This window comes from Nocardia sp. CS682 (assembly GCF_004634405.1).
Taxonomy (GTDB): Bacteria; Actinomycetota; Actinomycetes; order Mycobacteriales; family Mycobacteriaceae; genus Nocardia; species Nocardia ninae.
In genome coordinates, this window is sequence record NZ_CP029710.1 from 6,713,757 (window position 1) to 6,739,052 (window position 25,296).

Genomic DNA, 25,296 nt, shown 5'->3' on the forward strand with positions numbered 1-25,296 from the left:
TTCGCGGAGCGCTGTCAGGCCGACATTGTGAGAGTGGTGGCGATCGCCGCGGCGTAGCGGTCCCAGACGATGTCAGTCAGTGCTGCATGGGGGCCGATGACGTTGGCGTGCAGCACATTCGGTGCGGCAGCGACGAGCCGATCGGTGAGCAGGCCGGGGGCCAGGAACCATGGGGCGACCAGAATGTCCTCGGCGCCACGCGTGCGCAGACGGGAAATCGCCTCGGGCAGTGTTGGTTCGGTGGTCGCGAAGCAGATCTCGGCGAGGTGCCCGGTGAGCGCGGCAAGGCGGCGGGCCACCTCGGCCGTGCGGGCGTTGGCAGCGGGGGAGGAGGAACCCACGGCGGCAACGGCAATCCCCAAGCGGCGATTCGACCGAGCGACCAGGGGCACGGAATTGGACGCCTCGGCCACGCGATCCCGCAGGGCCGCGATCAGCCGGGCATCAGGTCCGAGAACCCCGGCCTGGGTCAGTTGCAGCTGAGGATGCCGAGCGTGAGCGGCAGCTAGCAGCCCCGGCAAATCCACCCGCGCATGAAAGGCGCTACCCAGCAACAGCGGCGTGATCACCGCATGGGTATGCCCCTCGGCCGCAACAGCATCCACGACCTGCTCCACCGACGGCGCATTGAGATCGAGAAACGCCAGCCGCACATCGAAACCCGGCCGCGCGGCCGCCAGGTCGGCGACAACCGCCGACATCGTCGCAGCCGACCGCGGATCCCGGCTCCCGTGCGCCACCGCGATCAGCGCGGGGCGGCCGAGCGTCGATGCCGGCTCGCTCCCGAGCGGCGTCGCCGTGAAACTCGGCACCCCGATAGCGTGCGGCAGCACGGCCGCCTGGACGGCTCGCGTGCTACCAACGCCCCGCACGGTCGAAGCGGCTCCAAGCGGCCCCAGCCCTGCGGGTGCGGCAACTGGCCATGTCGTAGCGAGGCCGGACAGGTCGGCCGTCGCAGACCCGGGCGCGGACACCCCGGCGGCGGCGACCGGCCGCACCGTTTCGATGCCGGACGGATCCGTCATCTCAGACTCCGGTACCGACCTCGACCGCCGACAGCACGTCGCCGACGAGGCCGGCGGCGAGGGTGTTGCCGCCGGACGGGTCGATCAGCAGGAAGCTGCCGGTGTGCCGGTTCACTCGGTAGTCGTCGACGGCGAGCGGTTCGGCGACGCGCAGGGAGACGCGGCCGATGTCGTTGAGGGCCAATGATTCCGGGTTCGGGTCGGCGATCATGCGCTGCTCGTCGAAGCGTTCCAGCAGGGCGCCGACGATGGCCTGGGTGGTGCGGGTGCCGTGCTTGAGCAGTAGGCGGGCGCCGGGGCGCAGCGGCTTGTCGCCGAGCCAGCAGACGGTGGCGTCGAAGGTGTCGATCGGGTCGGGGGCGTCGGCGACCGAGGCGATGGTGTCGCCGCGGGAGATGTCGACGTCGTCGGCCAGGATCAGCGTGACACTGCGGCCGGTCTGCGCGACCGCGAGTTCACCGTCCGGGGTGTCGATCCGTTCGACGGTGGTGCGAATCCCGGACGGCAGCACGACGACCTCGTCGCCCGGCGCGACCGCACCGGCCGCGATCTGACCGGCGTAGCCGCGGTAGTCGGGGTACTCGGCGGTGCGCGGCCGGATCACGTACTGCACCGGAAAACGAAGTCCCAGTGTGTGATTGCCGGTGCTGTCGGCATCGACCGGTACCGATTCGAGGTGCTCGATCAGTGAGGGCCCGGTGTAGTACGGGGTGCTGTCCGAGCGCGTGGCGATATTGTCGCCGTGCAGCGCGGAGACCGGGATCTCCAGCACGTCGTCGTCGGACCAGCCGAGGGTGCGGGTGAGCTGGTTGAATTCGGCCGAGATCTCGGCGAATACGGTCGCCGCGTCATCGACCAGGTCGATCTTGTTCACCGCGAGCACCAGCTTCGGCACGCCGAGCAGCGCGAGAACCGCAGCGTGCCTGCGAGTCTGCTCGATGACGCCCTTGCGTGCGTCGACGAGCAGGATCACCAGCTGCGCCGTCGACGCACCGGACACCGTATTCCGCGTGTACTGCACGTGCCCGGGAGTGTCCGCGAGCACGAAAGAGCGCTGCGGCGTAGCGAAATAGCGGTAGGCGACATCGATGGTGATGCCCTGCTCACGCTCCGCGCGCAGCCCGTCCACGAGCAACGAAAGGTCCGGTGTGGCAAGACCTTTGTCGACCGAGGCGCGGGTCACGGCATCGATCTGATCGGCGAGCACGGATTTCGTGTCGTACAGCAGACGTCCGACCAGAGTGGACTTACCGTCGTCGACAGAACCGGCGGTAGCCAGCCTCAATAGGTCGGACATGTCAGAAACTACCCTCTCGCTTACGTTCTTTCCGCGCGGCGGCCGCCGGGGCGTTGCCCATACCGCGCACCAGGTTCAGCGGCGTCGGCATCAGAAATAGCCTTCGCGCTTACGGTCTTCCATCGCGGCTTCCGACACTCGGTCGTCGCCGCGAGTAGCGCCACGTTCGGTCAACCGAGACGCGGCCACCTCGGCGAGGATCGCCGCGTTGTCGGCCGCATCGGAAAGCACCGCGCCGGTGGAAGATCCATCGCCGACGGTGCGGTATCGCACCGAAAGCGTTTCCAGCACTTCGTCTTCCCGCGGTCCGCCCCACACGCCGGGCGTCATCCACATACCGTCGCGCTGATATACCGGACGCTGATGCGCGTAGTAGATGCTCGCCAGGTCGATGTCCTCGCGAGCGATGTAACGCCAGATGTCCAGCTCGGTCCAGTTGCTCAACGGGAATACCCGCACGTGCTCGCCCGGCGCGTGCCGCCCGTTGTAGAGGTTCCACAGCTCGGGCCGCTGCCGCTTCGGATCCCACTGCCCGAAGGCGTTGCGCAGCGAGAAGATTCGCTCCTTGGCCCGGGACCGCTCTTCGTCGCGGCGCCCGCCGCCGAACACCGCGTCGAAGCGGTGCTCGGTGATCGCGTCCAGCAGCGGGACGGTCTGCAGCGGATTGCGGATGCCGTCCGGGCGTTCGGTGAGCCTGCCGTCGGCGAGGTAGTCCTCGACCTTGGCGACGTGCAGCCGCAGCCCGTACCGCTCGACGATCTTGTCCCGGAACTCCAGCACCTCGGGCAGATTGTGCCCGGTGTCGACGTGCAGCAGCGCGAACGGCAGCGGCGCGGGCCAGAACGCCTTGAGCGCCAGGTGCAGCAGCACGGTGGAGTCCTTGCCGCCGGAGAACAGGATCACCGGCCGCTCGAATTCACCTGCCACCTCGCGGAAGATGTGGATCGACTCCGACTCCAGCGCGGCCAGGGTATCGAAATCGCTGATGCCGAAGGCGCGTTCGGTGGATTGGTCGCTCACGCGTTCGCTCACGTTAATGGTCTCCGTCATGACTGGTGCAACCCGCATTCGGTCTTGGCGAGGCCGGCCCAACGCCCGCTTCGTGGATCGGATCCCGGCTCCGGCTTCCGTGTGCACGGAGCGCAGCCGATGGACGGATACCCCTCCTCCACAAGGGGATTGACGAGGATGCCGTGCTGTTCGATGTAGTCCTGCATCTCGTCGTCGGACCAGGCGGCGATCGGATTGATCTTCACCAGCCCGAACGCCTCGTCGAACGAGATGAGCGGCGCGTTGGCGCGGGTGGGCGACTCGACCCGGCGGATACCGGTGACCCACGCGTTGTAACCGCTCAACGACTTCTTCAGCGGAACGACCTTGCGCAGCCTGCAGCACTCGCCGGGATCGCGCCCGAACAGATCCTTGCCGAGCAGCTGGTCCTGTTCGGCGACAGTCTGTTCCGGCCGGACATTGACCACGTTCACCCCGTACACCGCCTCCACGGCGTCCCGGGTGCCGATGGTCTCGGCGAAGTGGTAGCCGGTGTCCAGGAACAGGACATCGATTCCGGGGCGGACCTGCGCGGCCAGATGTACCAGCACGCCGTCCTGCATGTTCGAGGCGACGATGTAGCCACCGGGCGCTTGCGGGTCCGCGGCGGCAGTGCCGAAGTTGTCCTCGGTCCACTGCAGCAGATCAAGCGCCGAGGCGTCCGGTCCGAGATCGGCGGCGCCTTTGTCCGCGATGGCCCGCAGCTCGTCCTCGGTCAGCTTCGCCACCAGTTCGGTTGTCACAGTTGATCTCCCATCACCTGAGCAGTGCTCTTGCGCAAGCGAGGCTCATTTCAAATCCGCCTCGTCGGCACGAACGACCCACTGCGCGAATCGTTCGCCATCCTCGCGGTGCTTGATGAAGTTGCGCACCACCCGCTCGATGTAGTCACCGAGCTCCTCGCTGGTCACCTTGTGCTGACGCAGCTTGCGTCCGAAGGCGCTGTCGAAGCCGAGGCTGCCACCCAGATGAACCTGGAAGCCCTCCACCTGATTCCCGGTGCCGTCGTCGACCAGCTGACCCTTGAACCCGATGTCGGCGATCTGCGACCGCGCACACGAGTTCGGGCAGCCGTTGATGTTGATGGTGACCGGAACGTCCAGCTGCGCATTGAGATCCGCGAGCCGCTCCTCGAGTTCGGGCACCAGCGCCTGGGACCGCTTGCGGGTCTCGGCGAACGACAGCTTGCAGAACTCGATTCCCGAGCAGGCCATCAGGTTTCGCCGCCACAGCGACGGACGCGCCTGCAGCCCAAGGGGTGCCAGCTCGTCGATCAGCTCATCGACCTTGTCGTCGGCGACGTCGAGCACGATCAGCTTCTGGTACGGGGTGAACCGGATCCGGTCGGACCCGATGCGCTCGACCGCGTCGGCGACCTTGGTCAGGATCGTGCCCGAAACCCGGCCCGCGATGGGGGAGAACCCCACTGCGTTGAGCCCGTTCTTCAGCTTCTGCACCCCGACGTGGTCGATCGGCTTGGTCGGCTGCTCCGGCGCCGGACCGTCGATCAGCTTGCGCTTCAGGTACTTCTCCTCGAGCACCTCGCGGAACTTCTCGATGCCCCAGTCCTTGACCAGGAACTTCAGCCGCGCCTTGGTACGCAGACGGCGGTAGCCGTAGTCGCGGTAGAGCGAGACCACGGCCTCCCACACATCGGGCACCTCGTCGAGCGGCACCCACGCGCCGACCCGTTGCGCGAGCATCGGATTCGTGGACAGGCCGCCACCGACCCACAGGTCCAGGCCGGGCCCGTGTTCGGGATGGTTCACCCCGACGAACGCGACGTCGTTGATCTCGTGCACCACGTCCTGCTGGCCCGAGATCGCGGTCTTGAACTTGCGCGGCAGGTTGGAGTACTCCTTCTTGCCGATGTAGCGGCGCACGATCTCGTCGATGGCCGGGGTCGGGTCGATGATCTCGGTGAGCGACTCCCCGGCCAGCGGCGAGCCGAGCACCACGCGCGGGCAGTCGCCGCACGCCTCGGTGGTCTTGAGCCCGACCGCCTCGATCCGCTGCCAGATCTCGGGGACGTTCTCCACCTCGATCCAGTGGTACTGCACGTTCTCGCGGTCGGACAGGTCGGCGGTGTCGCGGCCGAACTCGGTGGAGATCTGGCCGAGTGTGCGCAGCTGCTCGACGTTCAACGCGCCCGCGTCGCAGCGGATGCGCATCATGAAGTACTTGGCCTCGAGCAGGTCGATGTTCTCGTCGCCGGTCCAGCTGCCGTCGTAGCCCTGCTCGCGCTGGGTGTAGAGACCCCACCAGCGGAAGCGGCCGCGCAGGTCGCCCTTGTCGATGCTGTCGAAGCCCTGCTTGGAGTAGATGTTCTCGATCCGGGCGCGGACGTTGAGCGGGTTGTCGTCCTTCTTGGACTGCTCGTTCGGGTTCAGCGGTTCGCGGTAGCCGAGCGCCCACTGGCCCTCCGCCTTGCGGCGCACCGGCTTACCCGTGCGGGCGCGCGGGCCTGCCGAGGCTTCCGGCCGCGGGCGGTCGGGGCGCACGCGGCGTTCGGCCGCGGGGCGTTCGGGGCGTGGGTGGTGACCTGGCCGGGATTCAGGGCCGGACTGATCGATCGGACCGGCGTCGGTGCTCGACGTCATGAGGGTCGCTCCTGCGGGGTGGGTGATACATCCGTGCTGGAGGCGCGAGGGGCTGACTCGCACCTGCGGTGTCAGCGGACCGATGAAGTCGAATATCGGGATCGCCGGGAGGACCCGGGGATGGGCGTCGCTGAGCTACCGAGGGGAATCGGGCAGACAGCTGGCGCTACAGACGCGCTTGTAGTCGACGTGGCGACGTGCCACAAGTCGTACTCCCGATGCGCGCATGCAGCCTATTGTGCCACCTCAACGGGTGGCTTCCGACCGTAGATCGATATTTTCCGCAAAAGTGCGGAGAATCCCCTGGACCGTTCGGTGGATTTGTGACGGTGGTCATAGGTCATCCGTCCATGGCGGCCGGTGATGCGTCCGGCTCGCCAAAAGTGAACTGTGCCACTCTGACTGAGTCCGCCCCGGGTGATGCCCGCCGCCGTCGCGTCAGGCCGACTTTCGTCTCGTTACCGCGCGACTCTTGCTGGGCACTTTCCTGCCGACCGCAGCACTTTGTCCACCAGCCCAGTTGACCTTAAGTGCACTTCGGGTATCAGACTCTGCGGCATGAGTACCGCACCTGTCGACACCGAGCTCGACGCGATTCGCACGGTAGTTGCGACCATCCAGCACTCCCAGCAGAACGAACTGGTCGATGAGTTCGTCGGACTGTTCCGCGAAGACGCCATCTGGACCACCGGCGGCGGCAAGCGACTGTTCGGCCGCGCGGCGATCGCCGAGTTCACCGCGAAGGTCCTGCCCGGCGCCATGCGCGACGGCACCGCCACCTACGAGATCGAGCACGTCCTGTTCATCCGGCCCGACGTCGCCGCCGTCAAGGTCCGCCAGCGCTACCTGACCAACGACGGCCGGCTCACCGGCGAAGGTTCCCCGATGTACGTCATGTCCAAAGAGAACGGCCACTGGCTGCTCACCGCCAACCAGAACACCGTCATCGCCGAATCCTGAGATCGGTGCGGGGGAACTGATGCTGGCATCGCCCGAGTAGCGAACAGCATCAGTTCCCCATGATCATTCGTCCAAGCGGGGGAGGCGTCGAGTGTCGGTTGCGGGGCGACCTGCACACTGGAGGGGTGAGTTCACCTGCGGCTATCCCTGTCGGCACCGAGACGTCCGGCCCGGTGCTCGGCGACTTCGGGGACGGCCCGTTCGGGATATACGTGCATGTGCCGTTCTGTGCGACACGCTGCGGATACTGCGATTTCAACACCTACACCGCAGGCGAACTCGGGACCTCCGCGTCGCCGCAGTCCTGGCTGGCGGCGCTGCGCGGTGAGTTGGTCACGGCGGCTGAGCAGTTCGCGGCCCTGCCGACGGCAACGCCGGAGGTGGCGACGATCTTCGTCGGCGGTGGCACCCCGTCCCTGCTCGGCGGCGACGGACTGGCCGCGGTCCTCGATGCCGTGCGCGACAATTTCACGCTCGCCGCGTCCGCCGAGGTGACCACCGAGTCCAACCCCGAATCCACCGCACCGGAATTCTTCGACAGGATCCGCGCCGCCGGCTTCACCCGGATCTCGCTCGGCATGCAGTCCGCCGCCGCGCACGTGCTGAAAGTCCTCGACCGCACCCACACCCCGGGCCGGGCCGTCGCCGCCGCGCGAGAAGCCCGCGCCGCCGGTTTCGATCACGTCAATCTCGACCTCATCTACGGCACCCCCGGCGAACGCGACAGCGACCTCGACGAGAGCCTCGACGCGGTCATCGACGCGGGCGTCGACCACGTCTCCGCCTACTCGCTGATCGTCGAAGACGGCACCGCGCTGGCCCGCCGGGTGCGCCGCGGCGAACTCCCCGCGCCGGACGACGACGTACTTGCCGCCCGCTACGAACGCATCGACGCTCGCCTTACCGCCGCGGGATTGAGCTGGTACGAGGTGTCCAATTGGGCTGCAAGCGAAGCCGCGGCCTGCCGGCACAACCTCGGCTACTGGGACGGCGGTGACTGGCTCGGTGCCGGTCCCGGCGCGCACAGCCACGTCGGCGGCGTGCGCTGGTGGAACGTCAAACACCCCGCCCGGTACGCCGACCGCGTCGCCGGCGGCGGCCTGCCCGCCGCAGGGTGGGAAACCCTCACTCCCGACGAGCGCTACACCGAGCGCGTCATGCTCGCCGTCCGCCTCCGCACGGGGCTGCCCCTCGCCGAACTGGACACCGCTGGTGCCGCGGCTGCCGACCGCGTCATCGCGGACGGTCTCGCCACTCGTGCGGGAGACCATCTCGTCCTCACCGATCGAGGCAGGTTGTTGGCCGACGGAGTGGTCCGTCAGCTACTCGTCCCGTAGCCGGAGTCCAGCGGTGTCGAGAGGGGTCGACACCTAGTTTTCGCACCCCCGCTAGCTCGTCTGACGTGGCCGGCTGGAAGTGCCGCGCGGCTCATCCCCGCAATCATGTGACGTAACACTCATCGTGCTTCGATCTGGATCGAGTGTGCGGCCGCAGGCCCATCCGCGCCGACAAATCCACCTTCGGCGGCGTTCGGTAGCCTCGGCGGCCCTTCCCGCTCCGGGGCGCGCGCAGGCGTCCGACCACCCCGGAAGGCGGCGGAACTCGGTCCCCTTCGGCGCGCCCCGCCACCCGTCGAATTGTCGGCATCGTGCCGCCCGAGAGACCTCGTTCAGCGAACTGCCGGGTCGGTTCGGCTGTCGCGGAGCGAGCGCGCCTTGTAGGCTTCGATCAACCCCAAGGAGATTCATGTCCCCGGCACGACACATCACTCTCATCCACGAACCGGGCGAATTCGCCGAGGCGCGGGCAAATGAAAAGGCCGAAACTGCGCGACAGAGCGCGGTGGCCGCACGCACCGTTGCCAGCTATTCACAGAACGCCGATGATTGCCAATCCCTATTGGCGATGCTCGGCCTGGACGCACTCGCCGGCAAACAAGCCAGGGTCTGCGACTAACCAAACCTCCCCGCCGGCGAAAGCCATTCGCGGGGTGTCACCCGTACGCGGCGCGGAAGCGCTGGACGACACGCGACGGGTTACGAAAACCACAGCGCCGCGCGATCATTGCGATCGTGCGGTGTCTGGCGTCGGTGTGCGCGGTAGGTCGGATGGACTCCGCCGCCGTGCAGGCGTCTCGCCGTGCAGGGTGATTGCTTGCAGCCGTGCCAGCGGAACCGACCTGTGCGGCGGGCATCAGGGCAACGCTCGCCCAGCTGTAGGCATCGCTCCGGTTAGCTGAACCGCAGTCGGCACCAGCAGACTCCGTGTGGTTTGCGGCCGCTCTGATATGCCGTGCTGCCCGAAAGACCGATCGGGACGCCGAGATGGTTCGGCCTCGCCCACCAAAGCCGAGCGGGACTTGGCTCACTACTTGTCCGCGGCGGCGCGATCATCGCAGTCGCGCCGTCGCCCGGATTGTTGTGTGGCTGACGTGCAGCAACCCCGGGCGCAAGTCCGCCGCCAAGCCTCGCATGGCGAAAACCGTGCCTCGGCGGGCGGAGCGGTGCAGCTGGGTAGGCGGCGGAGGGGCGCATAATGGGGTGATCACGAAGGGGATGGCGTGGGAACTGATGATGTAAATGGTTGGGGGCGGGGTGGATTCGAGGTGACCTGCTCGCATACGGACAATTCGGGATCTGTCGACCTGCTGTACGCGGTCAGACACGGGCAGAGCACTGCGAATGTTGCCTTGGCCGCCGACGAACTCATCGAATCCGACGACATGACTATCGAACTGACCGAGTTGGGGCAGCGGCAGGCTGCTGCTCTCGGCCGATGGTTGGCTTCTCTCGACCCTGATCAGCTGCCCGACCTGGTGCTTTGCTCGCCATACCTGCGGGCCGTGCAGACCTGGCAACTCGCTGAACAGGAATTGCTTGCGGCGAATCGCACCCTTCCGTGCCATCGCATCGATCAGCGGTTGCACGACCGATCGCGTGGCCGACTCAAACACCTCCCGCCGGCCGCTGTGCGCGAGCGGTTTCCCGACGAACCTGCGAAAGAGGCTCGCGACCCTCTCGGCTACCGCCCACCCGGCGGCGAGTCGTTCAAGGATGTCGCCGAGCGCCTCCGCGGCGTCGTGTCCGATCTCCGATCCGAGCACCGGCACCGCCGCGTGCTGATCGTGGCGCACGACGCCGTCGTACTCTTCCTTCGTCAAATCCTCGAGAACCTCACCGACACAGCAGTTTTGGCGCTCGCCGAAGAGGGTCTCGCGGGCAACGGCTCGATCACCAGCTGGCAGTGCGCCGCCGACGGCTATCGGCTATTGACCTACGACCAGCGCACCCATCTACCTGAAACCTGACCCCACCAATTGCCTGCGCGCGCAACATGACCCACCGTCACCGCTCGATGATGTTGTCCCGCACCGCCGGTGGCAGTCCGACCACGAGCTGCGAGACGTTCCTGCGCACCTGACCCACCCGCAGTTCCGGCGGCAGCGACTGCCACACCTGACGGATCTGCTCGCGCGCATGGTCCAGTTCCCCTTGGCGAGTCCACAGGGCGGCCATGTCGAGGTCGAGCAGCGCACGACCGACCTGGTCTTTCTCCGCCATCGGTAACTCGAGCATGCGGTCGCGGATCGCCTCGGCCGCCCGCCAATCACCGATCGAACTCAGCGCATGCGATTGATGCCACCGCAGAATGTATTCGGAGGTGCCGAGGTTGTCGTCGGTCGTCGCGGTCTCGGGCAGGGCGTCGAACATCCGCTCCGCCGCATTCACCGCCTCCAGTGCGTCCCGCCGCCGCCCGATTCTCGCCTGAATCCCCGCCTCGGCCAGCAACCCGAACACACCCGCCGCGGTCGGCGTCCGTCCGCTGGTCGCCTGCGCCGAACGCGCTGCGGCCAATCCTTGATCGAGGGCGTGCCGATAGCACTCGTGGGTGTGCGCCATGTGCCCGGCCAACCAGGCCTCGAGCGAAGGGTCGCCGGCATGCCGGGCGGCCCGGCGCGCTTTGGCGAACCACATGAACGTGTCGTGCAGATCGGCGACGTCGTTCAGTCGAAAAGCGATGAGGCCCGCCAGAATTGCCTCGATGCGGTGCAGCCGTCGGTGCAGATCGGCGGAGTGATCGGTCAGCTTCACATGCTGGACCTGAGCCAGGTCGCGCATCCGCGCGGGAATGTATTCCGAAGGGGGAAGGACATATACGAGATAGCCGCTGAGTTCGAGGCTTTCCTCCAGTGCCCGGACGGTATCCCGCGCGGTGGAGCCGACATGCGAAGCCGGAGCGACGACCAAGCGGCCGGGTAAAGCGGGAGAAGGGATTTCGTCGTCGGTGTAGTCGTGTCCGAAACCGAGCCGGTCCGGTCGCGTGCGATACAACCGGCACAGGGCGTCGAGGAACTGATAGGTCGGCATGTCGAGACCGGTCTCCCAGCGGGACACGCTCTGATGGGATAACCCCCGGCACGACGACCCGTCGGCGCTGACGATCTGCTGTAGTCGCTGCGCGACATCGACGAGCGTGAACCCATGCGCGATGCGATGAGCGCGCAGCAAGGAAACCCCGCAATGCGATCGCACCGCGTGTACCTGCTCCCACGTCGACCCACCTGCGGCCTCGTATTCGCGTACGACTCGTCTTCCGCACGCAATGCTGTGCTGCCCACCCACAACATCTCCAGATCATTGGTGTTTCTGATAGTCGGGACACGCGTAGGTATCTGCGACGTCCGCGCTTTCGACGGTATCCCTGCCCTACGACTTCGTCCATAAAAGTCGTGGTTCTGCGCGTAAGGCGTGCAAGAGCGGGGCAATCCCTGGCCGCAAGCCCCGGTCAGCGGCACGCTGGGGGTATGAAAAAAATCGTCATCGTCGGCAGGGTCCTGGCAAACCCGGAGTGTGCCGCCGACGAGGATGACCACGTGTCATTCGCCCACAAAATGGTGCACGTAATGACGCCTATCGCGACTGTGGTGACCGCTCTGGCCACCTTCGTGACCGCGGCCTCGGAAATGAACACCCTGGCCGTGACGGCCCTGGCAGGAGCCTGGGTGGTGGCAGGCTGGCTGGCTCGCGGCCGCCGCTGTCACTGTCGTGATGATCGAAAGCACGCCCGGCTGCATACTGCGGCAGGGGGTACCGCCTAGTCGAATGTCGCCCTGACCTAGGCAACACCGGATACGTGACGCCGTAGCGGGAGTCGTTCAGCCCGTACCGTTGTAGCTGCGGCAAGTCGCGAAAAAATACCCGGGAGTACGGAACCTGGGTGTCGCTCAAATCGGTAATGTGAGCGATATCAACGGGTCCGAGATCGTACAAAGCAGACATTTCACTGACCTGCGCGGTATCGGAGCGCTGGTTCTGCTAACCGCGTCTTTTGCCATGCTCACCGTGGTGTCGCGCTATCTCGGTGGCGGTTTCACCGCGCCCCAACAGGTCTATCTCCGTACGGGTCTGGCGTTCTTCATCGCGATAATCGCATTCAGCCGATGTATCCGCTGGCGCACCGTGCTGCGGATCAGCGCGCGGGAATGGTGCGTGGTGATCGGACGCACCATCCTGCTGTACGTAGTCGGCACCACACTGTTCGCGAAGGCCGCCGGGATGACGGCGGTGAGCGACATTTCGTTCATCGCCGCCTTGCCGCTGGTCGCGGCCCTCGGGATGCTGCTGCGCAGCGTGCGCGTGTCTGCCGTGCGGATCGTGTTCGTCGGTGGGTCCGCCATTGGTGTCGCGATCCTGTCGGGATTCGGCGGCAACGCGTCGAGCTCGCTGAACTACGGCAACCTGCTCGCGCTGGTCGCCATGGTGGCGATCTCGCTGAGTTACCTCGGCCGCGATCTGCACGACGGCACGCTGAACAATCACGAACTCACCGCGCTGACCCTCGGTGTCGGCGCGGCGGGTGTCGCGCTGACCTCGCTGCTGCAAAGAGATGGCCTGCCGCATGTCCAGGCGGGCGCGTCGGCGGTAATGCTTTGGGCCGCAATCGGTATCGGCGGATTGCTCAGCGTGCTGAACGTCTTCCTCATCAACTATTCGTTCGAACGAGTAGACCCCGTGCTCAGCGGCAACATGCTGACCGTCGAGTGCGTGTGGGGGCTGCTGTTCGGGCTGATCTTCTTCGGCCAGGTGCCCACGTGGAGTGGGATCATCGGCGGAGCATTGATCGTGTTGTGCGCGCTGGCGTTGAACATGCTCGACGGGCGCGGCACCGAGACCGCCACTGAGCCCGATGGCGACGACCCGGTGACCGCGCAGCAACCGGAGCTCGCGCTGGCCGCGGCCGAGCAGGCGCCGCCGGTGCTCCGGATGTACCTGCCGGACGGACGCGATCACCTGCACCCGCAGCGTGCGGAGGAACTGGCGGCGAGCCACTCGTGGATCGGGACGTGGGACTCGGCGAGTGGTCAAGGTCAGCGGTCTGCGGCCAGTTGACGAAGATTCGCGCACAGCGTCGCTCTGGGCCTGCCGCGGCACGGTTATCGGGAGTTTGTTGCGCCGCAGGTCGCAGGCTTTCTCGAGAGCGTCGACCACAATTCGCTTTCACTAGCGACGGAGTTATTTAGCGTCAGCAATATTTCTCTTCAGAAATAGGTTAATCGGTGACTGTTAATTGTGTGCGCATAATTTGCGGCGCCTGTGAACGCAATATCCCGAACGCCGCAATGCGATTCGAAGCGGCAGGCATCAATGTGCAGGCGCTCGCAATTGTTACGTCAAGTAGTTGGTTACCAACTGGCTTCTTCGAGGCGATTCAATGCCTGGGTTATCCACGTGGTGAAGTGACTGGTCAGGTCGGTGGGAGTGGTGGGGCGGATGGTGATGTGCGGGCCGCGGATTTCGGTGTAGCGGCCGTCGTCGGTGATGTCGTGCCACTGCACGACGTGCCAGGGTTGAGCGAGAGTGTGCAGCGGGGCGGCGATGAGGACGGCGGTGCCGCCGCCGTCGGCGGGGCGACCGATCAGGCGCTGGTACTGCTCGCGCGGGGTTTGGCGGGCAACGTCTTCGAAATAGCCGTCGCGGCGCGGTGCGATGTCGTCGGGGTGGAAGGTGGCCGGCGCGGCGGTGCCGGGCGGGCAGGCGGGCAGGGCCTGGACGGTGCGTGCGGCAAGGCTTTCCGGGCGGAACATGCGGACGCGGATCGGACCGTGCTCGGTGGCGGTGCCCGCTTGCATCAGGGTGACGGCGTGATAGGCGTTGCGGGCACCGATGATTCGATACTCGCGTAGGTCATCGCGGCCGGTGCTCTTCTTGTGTTTGTTTGTGCCGCCGAGGATTTCGATCCGCACATCGGATGTGCCCAGGGTATGCAGCGCTAGCTGGATCTCCTCCAGCTCATCGGCGGTATAGCGGTCGCGGACGGCGCGGCGGTGTGCCGCGAACTCGTCACGCAAAGCGAACCGGCTCGTGTAGCGCAGCGGACCGGGGAACCGATCATGGGCATCGGAATACCAGAGTGCAGCGAAATCATCTGGTTCCCAAGTCCATTCAGTCATCTCGGTCCGATCTTCTCCGTGTTCGTTCTTCTTCTGAGCGCCATCGAAGGCCGTGTTCACGCCACCGAACCGCACCCGTCCCCAGCCGAGTGCCGCCGCCGCGAGCGGGATATAGCGGCGGTGAAACGCGAGTGGCTCCGCCGTGCGGTCCCGTTCGGCGCGGCGTCGCGGTCTAAGTGGAGTTGTCGCCGCCGATTACCCCGCCCGGGATCGTTCTCGGGAGATCGCCGAGCAGTTCGTCGGTGTTCTCCTGGGTGATCAGGTAGTCGGGGACCTTGTGCTCGGAGTCATCCTCGGACTTACCACCGCGCGCGCCCATGCCCGGAGCGCCCATGCCGGGGGCACCGCTCGCGCCACGGGTGGCCGCCGCGGCCGCTGCCGCCGGGGTGGAGGTGGTGCCCGGAACGGCGGGACTGCCGGGGATACTGCGGCCCGGTTGCGGGGCCTTCGAACTCGGCGAACCCGGACTGCTCGGGCTGCCCGTTCTGCTGGGGCTGCCGGGACCACTCGGGGAGTACGGCGTCCCGGTGCCCGTCGGCGCGGTCTTCGCCGGATCGGTGGAGGTGGGGTTGCTCGGTGCCGGCGTGGTCGTCGGGTTCGTGCCGGCCGGTGTGGTCTGCGTGCCTGCCGGGTTAGTCGAGGCAGGGGCGGTCTGCTCGGCCTTCGGGTTGTCGGCCGACTTCGGGTTCTGGGTCGACGGATCGTCGGGCTTGCCATCGCCGTCTTTGTCGCCGGGAACAGTGGAGTTGTTCGAAGCTGGGTCGGTGGTAGTCGACGTGAGTTGATTCGGCTGACCGCCGGTGCCGCTGGTGTCGGTGCTGTATCCGCCCGGCGGAGGCGTGATGTCGACAGCCTTGGTGGGACTCGTCGGGGTCGGCAGGACGGGGATCTTGCCGTCGATTTGGCTGAACGGCTGCACGTAGTGCTCGTTCATCGCGACGCGCGCCTTCTGCGTCTCCTCGGTCTGGTCGCGCTGCAAGTCCCACCGGCGCGGCGGCCACGCCCAAGACGTCCAGGTGACCTCGACGGGATCGGGAATCGCCTTCTTGGTGTTGACGATCGCGGTCGCCGCGTCGCGCACCCGGGTGTGCAGTTCGGCCAACGCGGGCGTCAGCGTGTGGGCGTCGGTCGTGTACGCCTGGATCGAATTCTTCGAAGCCTCGGCTGCCGGTCCGGACCAGGCTTGGGAGATCGAGTTCTGGATCGAGCGGGCAAAGGTCGCCACGCCCTGCTCCCACAGTTGATGCATCTGCCAGTACTTTTCGGCCTGATCGATCGCGTTGGTGGTGTCGAGCGGATCGAATGCATTCTTGATCTCGGGGTGATCCCAGCTGTCGGTATGCTCGCCGCCGCCCGGAATCCGTGGGGGTTCGTATCCGCTCATCGGGCCGTTCCATCCGGGAGGAGGTACGGGCCGGCGGGCAGTTGCGCGGGTGGGCGCTGGGGGAGTGTCTCGTTCAAATGTGTGAACTCACTGGCAAAGTTGCTGTCCGCCTGCATCATTCGCTCGCGAGCCAACTTATGGACTTCTTGAATGTCTTCCACGATCTCGTAGTGCTGTTCCATGATCGTGTGCACATCGTTTCCGTCGGAAGCTTGTTTGGCTTTCTGTTTGAATCGGTCGACGACGGTGTGCCCCGACACCATGTCCTTGGTCGTCTCGCCGAGGCCCCAGCTATCTTGTCGCGAGATCTGCTCTGCGATGCCCTGGACCCGTCGGATCAAACGTTTGAAGTATTCGCAATCGCGATCGATGTATACAAAGTCCTCGGGCTTCATCTCCACTGTTGCCTGGCCCTCCCGGACGGCACTGAGCAAGTTCGCCATTGGCCGAGGCGTAGGCGTTGTGTCGTCACCCATGTGGTTCTCCCTCCCGATAAATGCGACCGTCAAAGCGTGCGTCAGGCCGTGGCGGGCATCGCCGGTGCAACCTTCTCGGCCAGTCCGCGCGCCAAGTCGCACGTGTTGAGGTGTCCCGTGGCCTTGCTTGACGCTGGATTAGTGAGGTTGAGCTCGAGGCTGCCGCCCTTCATCGCTACGTTGACGGTGCACGCTTCATCGGGGCGATCAGCGATTTGACGTGTCGAGATCGCACGTCGATTGCCGATCGTGAACTCGCGGCTGTCCGGAAACTTCTTGTCCTGGACCATGTCCACAGTGATGTTGGTCGTTTGGATGCTCGCCGCATATCCATCCGTCTTGGCCCAGAGGCAGCCGCGCCATTTGATGCCACCGTTGGCATTGGAGTCGTTCGGCGTCTTGTCCAAGAGCTTTTCGGAATCGAGCACGGCTTGTGGGATGTCATTACAGGCGTTGAAACCGGAGGGGACATCCGCAGCGGGACTTGCCTTGGAAGTGGCCGGGCTGCTCGCGCTTCCCGTTGGGTTCCCGTTCCCATCGTCCGCAGGCCCGCACCCCGCCAACACAAACACGGCACCAAGAACGAGACCAGACACCTTCCACGAGAGAGACCTGCTCGTCATCGGATCCTTCGCCCGCCGGTGCTCGAATCGATCGCGCGGGTCCGGACCGGCTTCTCCGCCCCCCCGCTTCAGCTCATGCTGACGCTACCGATGCGTATACCTGGGTGCAAGCGAGTCGCGTCGCAGGTCGGCAGCCATCGGTGACGGGTCGGTCAGTACTGCCCGAGGTGGGGCCTGGGACCTCGCGCAGAGCGAAGTCCCAGCCCCGGCTCACCCTCTCGGCACAGCCTTACCGCAGATCGAACACCACACCGGCAATACCGGCGGTGAAGGCCCCCCATGCACTGGAGCTGAAAACAAGCGCGGAGCCGTTCGGGTTCTTCGAGTCACGAACCATGTCGCCGAGGAACGCCACTTCGACACAGTCTTGGTCGGCGTTGCTGTGGCTGCTCTTGAACCAGGGCGCGTCGGATGGGTTCCTGTTCACGTCGCGGACTCCTTCGCGATCTTGTGGATGAGTGACCGACTGCGAGCCTCGTCCAGTGCCGAGCATTGCAGGTCGGCATACGCCTGCTGATACTGCTGTACCTCGTCGGTCTTCTCGAGATACAGCGCACAGGTATACGCCTGGATGTACACGACAGGTGGTTCGGTGAGATGCGCCGTTGGGTGCCTTGGGAATTCAAGGAGAACAAATGGCCCGACGTTCAACGCTCCATACGCTTCTGCGCTGAGCGGGATGACGCGCACCGAGACGTTCGGCAGCTCGCCGGCTGTCGCGAGATATTTCAGCTGTCCCATCATGACGGCGGGGCCACCGATGGCTCGCCGTAGCGCCGCCTCGTCCACGACGGCGTCGAGTGTGAGGGGTTCGGCCGAGTCGGTCAGGCGGGCTTTGCGCCGGTTGAACATTTCGATGCGGCGTTCTACCTCCGTAGTCGGCATCATCGGTGACTTCAGCCAAATCATCGCCCTCCGATATTCATCGGTCTGCAACAACCCCGGCAGCAGCACCGTTTGATACGAAGCAACCCTCTTCGCAGCCTCTTCCAACCCGATGAACAAATCGAACTGCTTCGGCACGGCGTCCCCGTACGCGTGCCACCATCCGGTGCGATGCGATTCTTCCGCCAATCCGAGCAGCATCGTCGTCACGTCCTCGGGTGCACCGTACACCTCGCACAACCGCTGAATGAACAACGGATTCAACCGCACGGGTTGCCCGGTCTCCATCCGCCACAGTGTTTGTTTGCCAACGCCAATCGCCAGGCGCGCGATTTCCGCGCTGACGCCTGAATTCTCCCGGAGTTCGCGCAGCTGACGTGCCAGCATGCGCCGGGGGAGGGTGGATCCGGTGGGGGTCACGGCAATTCCCTTTCGTAGCCTCACTATTGGCCAGGTATGCAACTGGAACCGCATGGACGGGAATCCTTGGAACCTTGCGAATTTTCCCCTGGTTCCACTACTGGGAACGTTCCCGCCGATCATTTCCGGTGCTCTACTGAACGCGCGCCCCGGTCCGTGTCATCGAAGACTTGAAACCTTATCGGCGAGAGCGGGTTCAGGTCCACTCGGAACCGGGGGCACCAACCGATCGATCGAGGTGAGTCGAGGTTCGATATGCATGACCCAACGTTCAAAGACACCCCCTTTTCGCGCTGTGCCTATTACCGCCGCACCTGCGGGCTACCGGCCGGAATCCAACCGGAAGCAGGCCGAATCGTCGTCAAGGTCGGCCTGGTCGGCGCGATCACCATGCCCGCCCGGCTCGGCCAGCGCGTCCGGGACGACATGCTGTTCCGCGGCTGCCCCGTCGGCCCGATAATGGCCCATATCCGTTCCCGCCGTTGGACTTTCCTGTGCCGACCCGACGTGCCCGATGACCCCCGCCTCTGCACCGAACTATTCCGTCTCGACGTCGCCATCGTGCCGTTCGGCGGGGAGATCGCCCTTCCGTCCCCAGCGGATTCGCACACCCCGTCCCGCGCCTGGGTCGTCCTGCCGCGGGACACTTTCCGCCCCTCTTGCGCGGTCATCATCGACTACCTGCGCGCCTGCACCAAGAGGCCTGCCCGTTGACCCCGCAGCCTACGAAAATCCAAGCGCCCCAAACACACTGCGTGCGAACGCCGCAGCCATTGTTGGATCCTCACACCCCTTCTGTGAGCCGCGCACCCATTACGCGGTGCGTGCAGCTCCTACAAAGGGTGTGCAATACAGCCCATGCACCGGGGGAGGTAATCGCGTGAATGGTTCGTTGCCGACGAGAAGCCAAGTGCTGCGCGCGTGCCGCGGCGAGGACACTGACGACCATCCGTTGTTACGCGCGGTGCGGGAGTTGACCGCACTGCACGAACACCGGCTGTCCACTCCGCACGAATCCGCCTGCCATATAGACGAATATCGTGCTCGGGAGGTCCGTGACATTGATCGGTGGGTCACCGCGCACCTCCCCGTGGCACACGGCGGTGCCTATGTGCACACCGAAACCCTCGGCGCGATCCTCGATCGCCTTGCCCGACTCACCGCGAGCGCCTATGCATCCCTGGCCGGCGAATCGGACTGGGAGCTCTGGTTCGCCTGGGAACGCCTCGCCGAACTAGCGGTCGGCTACGAGGACCTGATCACCGAACTGTCCGCAGGCCGCCGCCGGCTGCCGAGCGGGTGCTGATCATGAGTTTTGTTCGTGTGACGTGGTTTCCGACACTGATTAGGTCACGATTCACCGGGTATTCGAGAACCGATAAGGGAGCCGCCGCTATTGGGTTAACCTGCCGTGGATCGTTCGATAAGCCGAGGGAGTTGCCGTTGATCTCAGGCGGCAGGCGGGGCTGGGCGGCCATGGCAGCACTGGCCACGGTCGTCCTCATCATGTGCGCGTGCGGCACCATCTCCACCGAGGCGAAGGTGCGCCCGAGCGCCGAATCCACCGCCCCGAAAGCAGCGAAAGCGCAGGCAGGCACGCCGGGTTCGCAGGAGCTGGCTGCAATCGCGCCCGGCACGGCCGACCTCATGGCACGCATCCGCGCCACCGACCCGTGCGCACTGTTGAATCGCGAATTCGCCGAGCGCTTAGGTCTTTTCCAGCGCTACGATCGCAGTCCCGGATTGGAACGCGGCGGCGGTTGGACCGGTTGCGGATTGATACTCAATGCCCCCGATGATGCTTACTACTCGTTCAATCTGGAACTGGACAAGCTCTACACCTCGTCCCAGCGGGCTGCGGACCGGACCGAGCAGGTCAACGGCCGCACCGTGTACCGCAGCGCGAGCAGCGACGACAGACCCGAGGCGTACGGCTGCGACTACCGAATCCCGGCCGGGGACACTGGATTCGCGCACCATCTGAGCGTCGCCAAGATGACCGGCCCGACCAAGACACCGGTCCCGTGGTCTCAGCCCTGCCGATTCGTCAGGGAATACCTCGCCGCGACGATCGACGGCCTCACCGCCTTGCCGCCCCATGTCATCGACGAACCTGCCGGCCGTTCACTGCGCCAGCGCAACCCGTGCGGGGCCACCTCCCAGATCGCTGCCCAGTTCACCGGCTGGCAGCTGACCTCCGTCGGCTGGACCAAGGCCTACAAGTGCGCGATCACCCTCGTCCAGACCGGCGGCGCCCACCGCGCCACCGTCGAGGTCTCCTTCGACCAGAGCAACGAGCAGATGGTCAAGACCGGCGAGGTCAACCGCCTGCCCTCCGGCCTGGACGGCGGACAGGCCATCCAATACGCGCGCCACACCAACGTCGAAGGACTCACCGGCACCGAACTCCGAACGGTCCAATCCACCGACCCCACGCGGGAAAACTCCACCTGCGCAATCACGCTGAACTACCGCCGCGCCGACCCACCCACCGCCAGCAACGCCCACCTGCTGCGCGTCTCGGTCAACCTCGCCCCGGCCACCCCGCCCTTCCCGTTCGACGCTTGCACCCAAGTCGTCCAAGTCGCTCCCACGGTCTTGCGCGCGATCCCCTGACTCCGGCCGAGCTGTCGCATTGCCGACGCTTGCCCAGTCCCGCTCGACTGAGTATCGACGGGTACTCGCCGCCCCCATGCGGTCGCGGTGCCATGCGCGCAGGTTGTGCCCGTGTCGCAGGCGATGTCGGACACAGCCAACGACGCCGCCGCACCGAACTAACTGAGGCTGACTCGACTCTGTCTTCATCTGCGCTGATATAGCGAAAGCTCGCCTCCGATTCTGAGGCAGAAATTCTGCGTCGTTCTGTCGTGTACTGGCACGGGTGATGGCGACAACGGTCAGCAGCACACAAGGCGTATCCAACCAGGAGAATGATGATCAAACGCATAGCTGCGATGCTTGCATTGGGGTTCTCGGTGGGGTGCGTCAACGTTGCGGCACCGGCGCATGCACAATACGAATTGGACAAGTGGGAAAAGATCTCCGAGACCTACTGTCATATCAAGCCGGGGGAAGATGCCGTCGGTCCCAAGACCAGCCAGGCGAAAGCGCGCGAGCAGTTCAGCTACGAGGGGCTGATGGCGTACGACGATGCGTATCGGATGTCGCCCTTGGAACTCGTCGAAGACCCGCTTGACGTGGGCCGCAGCATTCTGCTGCACCCGGACGGCAAGTATGCGCCACCGCTCGGCTCCAGCGACTGGGACAGATTGCTGCACTGGCGTGCGAACGTCTGCAACAGTGCTGAATTCAAGTCTGAATGGAGCAACCTGAAGAAGACGCTCGATGAAAAGTATGGCAAGAGAATGAAACCGGGATACGACGAAGAATCCAAAATCGTGGAGTTGTATGCCGACAAAGTGGAGTTGTATGCCGACAAAATGGCCAAGATGAAGGCAGTGCTGCAGGGTGAGCAGGAGCGACGCGGCATCAAAGACCCGGAGTGGGCAGAACTCTGGGATGAGGATTCAGACGAGGACGACAAGGACTAATTCCTCGTAATCGTTGGTTCCACGGCGGACAGGGCCGATCGGGCCACGGTCCGGCCTGGTTCTGCTGCTGATTCAGCACTGCGCAGGGGTATCGGGCATCCGTGTGTTCCGCCTCGCCCGGGGCCGCAGGTCGCCCTGCGGCTCCGGGGCTTGATCTCTTGGGCGTATCAGTGGTCCTTACCCCGCGGTCTACGAGGCGATCACTCCGTGCTGCGGCCAACTGTTCTCGCGGTGAGCCCGACCGATGATCCGCCCGGCGGCGGCCCGGAAGATCCCATCCTCCGCTTGGTCGGTCCGGACGGTCTCGCTCGTCTCCCCGTTCCGTCACCAGTATCCAGCCGCAGTCCAGCCCCGCCACCCGTGGCGCGCAAGCGGCGATTCGGGTATAGGCAATTAGACTGGTTAACCAGACGGACCGGGATTCGCATGAAGTTGTGCGATGTGGCGGGTTCGCCGACGGCCTACGGCGGCGTACCCGAGGACGGAAGCGAGGAGGTGGGGCCGATGTCGAGCACCGAGGACAGGCGGTTCGAGGTCCTGCGCGCGATCGTCGCGGATTATGTCGCGACCAAGGAGCCGATCGGGTCGAAGAGCCTGGTGGAACGGCACAATCTGGGTGTCTCCAGTGCAACAGTGCGCAACGACATGGCGGTGTTGGAGGCCGAGGGCTACATCACGCAGCCGCACACCAGTTCCGGGCGCATCCCCACCGACAAGGGCTACCGGCAGTTCGTGGATCGGATCGCCGAGGTGAAGCCGCTGTCGGGGGCGGAGCGGCGGGCGATCATGGAGTTCCTGGAGTCGGGGGTCGACCTCGACGACGTGCTCCGCCGCGGTGTGCGACTACTGGCCCAGCTGACCAGGCAGGTCGCGGTCGTGCAGTATCCGTCGGTGTCCGCGTCGACGGTGCGGCACATCGAGGTGGTCGCGTTGAATCCCGCACGCCTGCTGCTCGTGGTGATCACCGACACCGGCCGCGTCGACCAGCGACTCGTCGAGCTCGGCGCGCTGATCAACGACGACGATCTGGCTGCACTACGCGGCATGCTCGGCGGCGCGATGGACGGCAAGCGGCTGGCCGCGGCGTCGGCGGCGGTGGCCGAACTGCCCGAGCAGGCGCCGCCGCGGTTGCGCGATGTGCTGATCCGGGTGTCGACGGTGCTGGTCGAGACGCTGGTGGAGCATCCGGAGGAACGGCTGGTGCTCGGCGGAACCGCCAACCTGACCCGCAACGCGGCCGACTTCGGGTTCCCCGGCTCGCTGCGTGACGTGCTGGAGGCGCTGGAGGAGCAGGTCATCGTGCTCAAGCTGCTGGCCGCCGCGCAGCAGCCCGGCACCGTGACGGTGCGCATCGGCGAGGAGACCCAGGTCGAGCAGATGCGTGGTACCTCGGTGGTGTCGACCGGTTATGGCACGTCCGGGGCGATCCTCGGCGGCATGGGTGTGCTCGGCCCCACCCGGATGGACTATCCGGGAACCATCGCCTCGGTCGCGGCCGTTGCCCGCTACATCGGTGAGGTCCTCGCCGAACGCTGACGGCTCCGATGCCGCTGATACGCTCGTAGTTCCGGCCGGATAAAGTTGAGTGCATCCGACTAATGCTGTCGATCAGCATGCGGTTGGAGCGGTGAAGCACCGTCGGCACTGTCGAGAACGACCAAGGACTAGAGAACTCAAGTGGCACGGGACTACTACGGACTGCTCGGCGTCGCGAAGAACGCGACCGACCAGGAGATCAAGCGCGCCTATCGCAAGCTGGCGCGCGAACTCCATCCCGACATCAACCCCGATGAGACGGCGCAGGCCAGGTTCAAGGAAGTGTCTGCCGCCTACGAGGTGCTGTCGGATCCGGAGAAGCGACGCATCGTCGACCTCGGCGGCGACCCGCTGGAGTCCGGTGGCGGCGGTGGCGGGTTCTCGGGCGCCGGATTCGGCGGACTCGGGGACGTGTTCGAAGCGTTCTTCGGCGGCATGAATGCCTCGGGTGGCGCGCGCAAGCCGCGTGGCCGGGTGCAGCCCGGCGCGGACTCGCTGCTGCGGACCCGGCTCAGCCTGGCCGAATGCGCCGTCGGCGTGACCAAGCATCTCACCGTGGACACCGCGATCCTCTGCGACGTGTGCACCGGCGCGGGCACCAACGGCAAGTCCAAGCCGGTGCGCTGCGAAACCTGTGGCGGCGCGGGCGAAGTGCAGTCCGTGCAGCGCTCCTTCCTCGGCCAGGTGCTGACCTCGCGCCCCTGCCCGACCTGCCGCGGCGCCGGCGAGACCATCCCCGATCCGTGCCACAAGTGTGGTGGCGACGGCCGGGTGCGCGCCCGTCGCGAGATCGCCGCGCCGATCCCGGCCGGTGTCGCGAACGGCATGCGGGTGCGGCTCGCCGCGCAGGGCGAAGTCGGCCCGGGTGGTGGGCACGCCGGTGACCTGTACGTCGAGATCGTCGAGCAGCCGCACGACGTCTTCGTCCGCGACGGCGACGACCTGCACTGCACCATCCGCGTGCCGATGGTCGACGCCGCGCTGGGCACCACCGTGGTGATCGACACCATCCTGGACGGCCCCACCGAGCTGACCATCGCGCCGGGCACCCAGCCGGGCGAGGTCTCGGTACTGCGCGGCCACGGCATGCCGCGGCTGCGGTCCGGCGCGCGCGGCGACCTGCTCGCGCACCTGGACATCGTGATCCCCGCCAAGCTGGACAGCAAGCAGACCGACCTGCTGCGCAAGTACAAGGGCATGCGCCCGAGCGAGCGCGCCGAGGTCATGTCCACCCAGTCCGAGCACAACAGCGGCCTGTTCGCCAGGTTGCGGGCCTCGTTCAGCGGACGCTAATTGGCCGCGACGGTCTTCTACCTCGACGAGGTGCCCGGACCGGGCGCCGTCGCCGTACTCGACGGCCCGGAGGGCAGGCACGCCGCCACGGTGCGCCGCATCCGGGTCGGTGAGCCGATCACCCTGTCGGACGGACGCGGGGTGCTCGCCGAATCGGAAGTAGTTGCGGCGCAGCGTGATCGGCTGGAGCTGCGGGTCTTGAATCGCACCGTCGCGCAAGCTGTCGCGCCGCGCGTGACGGTCGTTCAAGCGCTACCGAAATCGGATCGCTCGGAGCTGGCCGTCGAGCTGATGACCGAGGCGGGCGCCGACGCCATCGTCCCGTGGCAGGCTGCCCGCTGCATCGCGAACTGGGAAGGCAAGGCGGGCAAGGCCGTTGACAAATGGCGCGCCGCCGCACGGGCGGCCGCCCGGCAATCCCGCCGCGCCTACATCCCCGAGGTCGCCGATCTGCACCGCACTCGCGACCTTCTCCAGCTGATCGGTAAAGCCAAGGCGGACGGCGCGATCGTCGCCGCGCTGCACGAATCCGGCGCGGGCCGTTTCACCGAGCTCTCTTTCGCAGACGTGCCCGAAGTAGTGCTGATCGTCGGACCCGAAGGCGGCCTCGATGACTCCGAGCTGTCCGCGCTGTCCGAGGCCGGTGCCGACATCGTCCTGCTCGGCCCCACCGTGCTTCGCACGTCCACCGCGGCAGCCGTCGCCCTGGGTGCGCTCGGCGCCATGACGCCTCGCTGGTAGCGACC

General features: G+C 65.9%; 26 protein-coding genes. 13 read left to right on the forward strand and 13 right to left on the reverse strand.

All coding sequences use genetic code 11. The features are described from left to right. Window positions 1–14: 14 nt before the first annotated feature. The 6 genes from DMB37_RS30165 to DMB37_RS42015 all read right to left on the reverse strand — a co-directional run bounded on the left by DMB37_RS30165 (window position 15) and on the right by DMB37_RS42015 (window position 6,200). The gene (locus DMB37_RS30165; protein ID WP_135237909.1) at window positions 15–701 is read right to left on the reverse strand and encodes a sirohydrochlorin chelatase; all 687 of its coding nucleotides are present in this window, start codon (window positions 699–701) and stop codon (window positions 15–17) included. A 325-nt stretch (window positions 702–1,026) separates the two neighbouring features. Next, window positions 1,027–2,322 (reverse strand): sulfate adenylyltransferase subunit 1, encoded by a 1,296-nt coding sequence (locus DMB37_RS30170; protein ID WP_135235569.1) that lies wholly within the window; start codon window positions 2,320–2,322, stop codon window positions 1,027–1,029. Between the two features lie 90 nt (window positions 2,323–2,412). After that, window positions 2,413–3,372, reverse strand: a complete 960-nt coding sequence (gene cysD, locus DMB37_RS30175) for a sulfate adenylyltransferase subunit CysD (protein WP_228542176.1) — start codon at window positions 3,370–3,372, stop codon at window positions 2,413–2,415. Then, complete coding sequence (locus DMB37_RS30180) at window positions 3,369–4,115, reverse strand: phosphoadenylyl-sulfate reductase (RefSeq protein WP_135235570.1); 747 nt, start codon at window positions 4,113–4,115, stop codon at window positions 3,369–3,371. The genes cysD and DMB37_RS30180 overlap by 4 nt, the downstream gene beginning before the upstream one ends. A 45-nt stretch (window positions 4,116–4,160) precedes the next feature. After that, on the reverse strand, window positions 4,161–5,972 hold the full coding sequence (locus tag DMB37_RS30185; RefSeq protein ID WP_240771718.1) for a nitrite/sulfite reductase: 1,812 nt from the start codon (window positions 5,970–5,972) through the stop codon (window positions 4,161–4,163). A gap of 135 nt (window positions 5,973–6,107) precedes the next feature. Beyond that, window positions 6,108–6,200, reverse strand: a complete 93-nt coding sequence (locus DMB37_RS42015; RefSeq protein ID WP_370465231.1) for an Ms4527A family Cys-rich leader peptide — start codon at window positions 6,198–6,200, stop codon at window positions 6,108–6,110. A 330-nt stretch (window positions 6,201–6,530) separates the two neighbouring features. Here DMB37_RS42015 and DMB37_RS30190 point away from each other — a divergent pair, with 330 nt between their 5' ends. The 4 genes from DMB37_RS30190 (at window position 6,531) to DMB37_RS30205 (ending at window position 10,239) form a co-directional block, all read left to right on the forward strand. Beyond that, window positions 6,531–6,932 (forward strand): SgcJ/EcaC family oxidoreductase, encoded by a 402-nt coding sequence (locus tag DMB37_RS30190; protein WP_135235571.1) that lies wholly within the window; start codon window positions 6,531–6,533, stop codon window positions 6,930–6,932. A 125-nt stretch (window positions 6,933–7,057) separates the two neighbouring features. Beyond that, window positions 7,058–8,269, forward strand: coding sequence for a radical SAM family heme chaperone HemW (hemW, locus tag DMB37_RS30195; RefSeq protein WP_206055036.1), 1,212 nt, complete (start codon window positions 7,058–7,060; stop codon window positions 8,267–8,269). 409 nt (window positions 8,270–8,678) lie between these two features. Continuing rightward, complete coding sequence (locus DMB37_RS30200) at window positions 8,679–8,888, forward strand: hypothetical protein (RefSeq protein WP_107654883.1); 210 nt, start codon at window positions 8,679–8,681, stop codon at window positions 8,886–8,888. A gap of 604 nt (window positions 8,889–9,492) precedes the next feature. Further along, window positions 9,493–10,239, forward strand: a complete 747-nt coding sequence (locus tag DMB37_RS30205) for a histidine phosphatase family protein (RefSeq protein WP_135235572.1) — start codon at window positions 9,493–9,495, stop codon at window positions 10,237–10,239. 37 nt (window positions 10,240–10,276) lie between these two features. Here the strand turns inward: DMB37_RS30205 and DMB37_RS30210 are convergent, their stop codons facing one another. Continuing rightward, window positions 10,277–11,554: a helix-turn-helix domain-containing protein gene (locus tag DMB37_RS30210; protein WP_135235573.1), complete on the reverse strand. Its 1,278-nt coding sequence runs from the start codon at window positions 11,552–11,554 to the stop codon at window positions 10,277–10,279. Window positions 11,555–11,736: 182 nt separating this feature from the next. Between DMB37_RS30210 and DMB37_RS30215 the strand changes: the two genes are divergently transcribed. Further along, window positions 11,737–12,030, forward strand: coding sequence for a hypothetical protein (locus DMB37_RS30215; RefSeq protein ID WP_135235574.1), 294 nt, complete (start codon window positions 11,737–11,739; stop codon window positions 12,028–12,030). Between the two features lie 235 nt (window positions 12,031–12,265). Continuing rightward, entirely contained in the window at window positions 12,266–13,321 is a 1,056-nt protein-coding gene (locus DMB37_RS30220; protein WP_135235575.1) for a DMT family transporter, read from the forward strand. A 293-nt stretch (window positions 13,322–13,614) separates the two neighbouring features. Here DMB37_RS30220 and DMB37_RS30225 read toward each other — a convergent pair whose 3' ends face one another. The 6 genes from DMB37_RS30225 to DMB37_RS30250 all read right to left on the reverse strand — a co-directional run bounded on the left by DMB37_RS30225 (window position 13,615) and on the right by DMB37_RS30250 (window position 18,170). Continuing rightward, a complete protein-coding gene (locus tag DMB37_RS30225) occupies window positions 13,615–14,382 on the reverse strand; it encodes an ESX secretion-associated protein EspG (RefSeq protein ID WP_135235576.1) in 768 nt (255 codons plus the stop codon). A gap of 172 nt (window positions 14,383–14,554) precedes the next feature. Continuing rightward, entirely contained in the window at window positions 14,555–15,766 is a 1,212-nt protein-coding gene (locus DMB37_RS30230; protein WP_135235577.1) for a hypothetical protein, read from the reverse strand. Further along, window positions 15,763–16,242 (reverse strand): hypothetical protein, encoded by a 480-nt coding sequence (locus tag DMB37_RS30235; protein ID WP_240771721.1) that lies wholly within the window; start codon window positions 16,240–16,242, stop codon window positions 15,763–15,765. Before DMB37_RS30235 ends, DMB37_RS30230 begins: the two co-directional genes overlap by 4 nt. 41 nt (window positions 16,243–16,283) lie before the next feature. Next, entirely contained in the window at window positions 16,284–16,865 is a 582-nt protein-coding gene (locus DMB37_RS30240) for a DUF3558 domain-containing protein (RefSeq protein WP_135235578.1), read from the reverse strand. Between the two features lie 229 nt (window positions 16,866–17,094). Then, window positions 17,095–17,292 carry a DUF397 domain-containing protein gene (locus DMB37_RS30245; RefSeq protein ID WP_135235579.1) on the reverse strand — a complete coding sequence of 66 codons (198 nt, stop codon included), beginning with the start codon at window positions 17,290–17,292 and terminating at the stop codon, window positions 17,095–17,097. Beyond that, the gene (locus DMB37_RS30250) at window positions 17,289–18,170 is read right to left on the reverse strand and encodes a helix-turn-helix transcriptional regulator (RefSeq protein ID WP_135235580.1); all 882 of its coding nucleotides are present in this window, start codon (window positions 18,168–18,170) and stop codon (window positions 17,289–17,291) included. The genes DMB37_RS30245 and DMB37_RS30250 overlap by 4 nt, the downstream gene beginning before the upstream one ends. 255 nt (window positions 18,171–18,425) lie before the next feature. On the opposite strand from DMB37_RS30250, the gene DMB37_RS30255 reads away from it, so the two are divergent. From DMB37_RS30255 to DMB37_RS30285, 7 genes are all read left to right on the forward strand, one after another. Continuing rightward, window positions 18,426–18,884 (forward strand): DNA-directed RNA polymerase subunit beta, encoded by a 459-nt coding sequence (locus DMB37_RS30255; RefSeq protein ID WP_135235581.1) that lies wholly within the window; start codon window positions 18,426–18,428, stop codon window positions 18,882–18,884. 166 nt (window positions 18,885–19,050) lie between these two features. Beyond that, the gene (locus tag DMB37_RS30260; protein ID WP_240771722.1) at window positions 19,051–19,476 is read left to right on the forward strand and encodes a DUF4254 domain-containing protein; all 426 of its coding nucleotides are present in this window, start codon (window positions 19,051–19,053) and stop codon (window positions 19,474–19,476) included. A gap of 170 nt (window positions 19,477–19,646) precedes the next feature. Continuing rightward, window positions 19,647–20,786, forward strand: coding sequence for a DUF3558 family protein (locus DMB37_RS30265; protein ID WP_167768982.1), 1,140 nt, complete (start codon window positions 19,647–19,649; stop codon window positions 20,784–20,786). Window positions 20,787–21,100: 314 nt separating this feature from the next. After that, window positions 21,101–21,721 carry a hypothetical protein gene (locus tag DMB37_RS30270; RefSeq protein ID WP_135235584.1) on the forward strand — a complete coding sequence of 207 codons (621 nt, stop codon included), beginning with the start codon at window positions 21,101–21,103 and terminating at the stop codon, window positions 21,719–21,721. A 504-nt stretch (window positions 21,722–22,225) separates the two neighbouring features. Then, on the forward strand, window positions 22,226–23,257 hold the full coding sequence (gene hrcA / locus DMB37_RS30275; RefSeq protein ID WP_107660156.1) for a heat-inducible transcriptional repressor HrcA: 1,032 nt from the start codon (window positions 22,226–22,228) through the stop codon (window positions 23,255–23,257). Window positions 23,258–23,398: 141 nt separating this feature from the next. Next, window positions 23,399–24,550 (forward strand): molecular chaperone DnaJ, encoded by a 1,152-nt coding sequence (dnaJ, locus tag DMB37_RS30280; RefSeq protein WP_107654897.1) that lies wholly within the window; start codon window positions 23,399–23,401, stop codon window positions 24,548–24,550. Then, a complete protein-coding gene (locus DMB37_RS30285) occupies window positions 24,551–25,291 on the forward strand; it encodes a 16S rRNA (uracil(1498)-N(3))-methyltransferase (RefSeq protein ID WP_135235585.1) in 741 nt (246 codons plus the stop codon). The last annotated feature ends 5 nt before the right edge of the window (window positions 25,292–25,296 follow it).

What these genes read in the sequence shown, in the direction of transcription:
- DMB37_RS30165 (WP_135237909.1), bottom strand. Translation starts at nt 701, where the DNA reads ATGTCGGCGGTTGTCGCCGACCTGGCGGCCGCGCGGCCGGGTTTCGAT.
- DMB37_RS30170 (WP_135235569.1), bottom strand. Translation starts at nt 2,322, where the DNA reads ATGTCCGACCTATTGAGGCTGGCTACCGCCGGTTCTGTCGACGACGGT.
- cysD (WP_228542176.1), bottom strand. Translation starts at nt 3,372, where the DNA reads ATGACGGAGACCATTAACGTGAGCGAACGCGTGAGCGACCAATCCACC.
- DMB37_RS30185 (WP_240771718.1), bottom strand. Translation starts at nt 5,972, where the DNA reads ATGACGTCGAGCACCGACGCCGGTCCGATCGATCAGTCCGGCCCTGAA.
- DMB37_RS42015 (WP_370465231.1), bottom strand. Translation starts at nt 6,200, where the DNA reads ATGCGCGCATCGGGAGTACGACTTGTGGCACGTCGCCACGTCGACTAC.
- DMB37_RS30190 (WP_135235571.1), top strand. Translation starts at nt 6,531, where the DNA reads ATGAGTACCGCACCTGTCGACACCGAGCTCGACGCGATTCGCACGGTA.
- DMB37_RS30200 (WP_107654883.1), top strand. Translation starts at nt 8,679, where the DNA reads ATGTCCCCGGCACGACACATCACTCTCATCCACGAACCGGGCGAATTC.
- DMB37_RS30215 (WP_135235574.1), top strand. Translation starts at nt 11,737, where the DNA reads ATGAAAAAAATCGTCATCGTCGGCAGGGTCCTGGCAAACCCGGAGTGT.
- DMB37_RS30220 (WP_135235575.1), top strand. Translation starts at nt 12,266, where the DNA reads ATGCTCACCGTGGTGTCGCGCTATCTCGGTGGCGGTTTCACCGCGCCC.
- DMB37_RS30225 (WP_135235576.1), bottom strand. Translation starts at nt 14,382, where the DNA reads ATGACTGAATGGACTTGGGAACCAGATGATTTCGCTGCACTCTGGTAT.
- DMB37_RS30230 (WP_135235577.1), bottom strand. Translation starts at nt 15,766, where the DNA reads ATGAGCGGATACGAACCCCCACGGATTCCGGGCGGCGGCGAGCATACC.
- DMB37_RS30235 (WP_240771721.1), bottom strand. Translation starts at nt 16,242, where the DNA reads ATGGGTGACGACACAACGCCTACGCCTCGGCCAATGGCGAACTTGCTC.
- DMB37_RS30240 (WP_135235578.1), bottom strand. Translation starts at nt 16,865, where the DNA reads ATGACGAGCAGGTCTCTCTCGTGGAAGGTGTCTGGTCTCGTTCTTGGT.
- DMB37_RS30255 (WP_135235581.1), top strand. Translation starts at nt 18,426, where the DNA reads ATGCATGACCCAACGTTCAAAGACACCCCCTTTTCGCGCTGTGCCTAT.
- DMB37_RS30265 (WP_167768982.1), top strand. Translation starts at nt 19,647, where the DNA reads ATGGCAGCACTGGCCACGGTCGTCCTCATCATGTGCGCGTGCGGCACC.
- DMB37_RS30270 (WP_135235584.1), top strand. Translation starts at nt 21,101, where the DNA reads ATGATGATCAAACGCATAGCTGCGATGCTTGCATTGGGGTTCTCGGTG.
- hrcA (WP_107660156.1), top strand. Translation starts at nt 22,226, where the DNA reads ATGTCGAGCACCGAGGACAGGCGGTTCGAGGTCCTGCGCGCGATCGTC.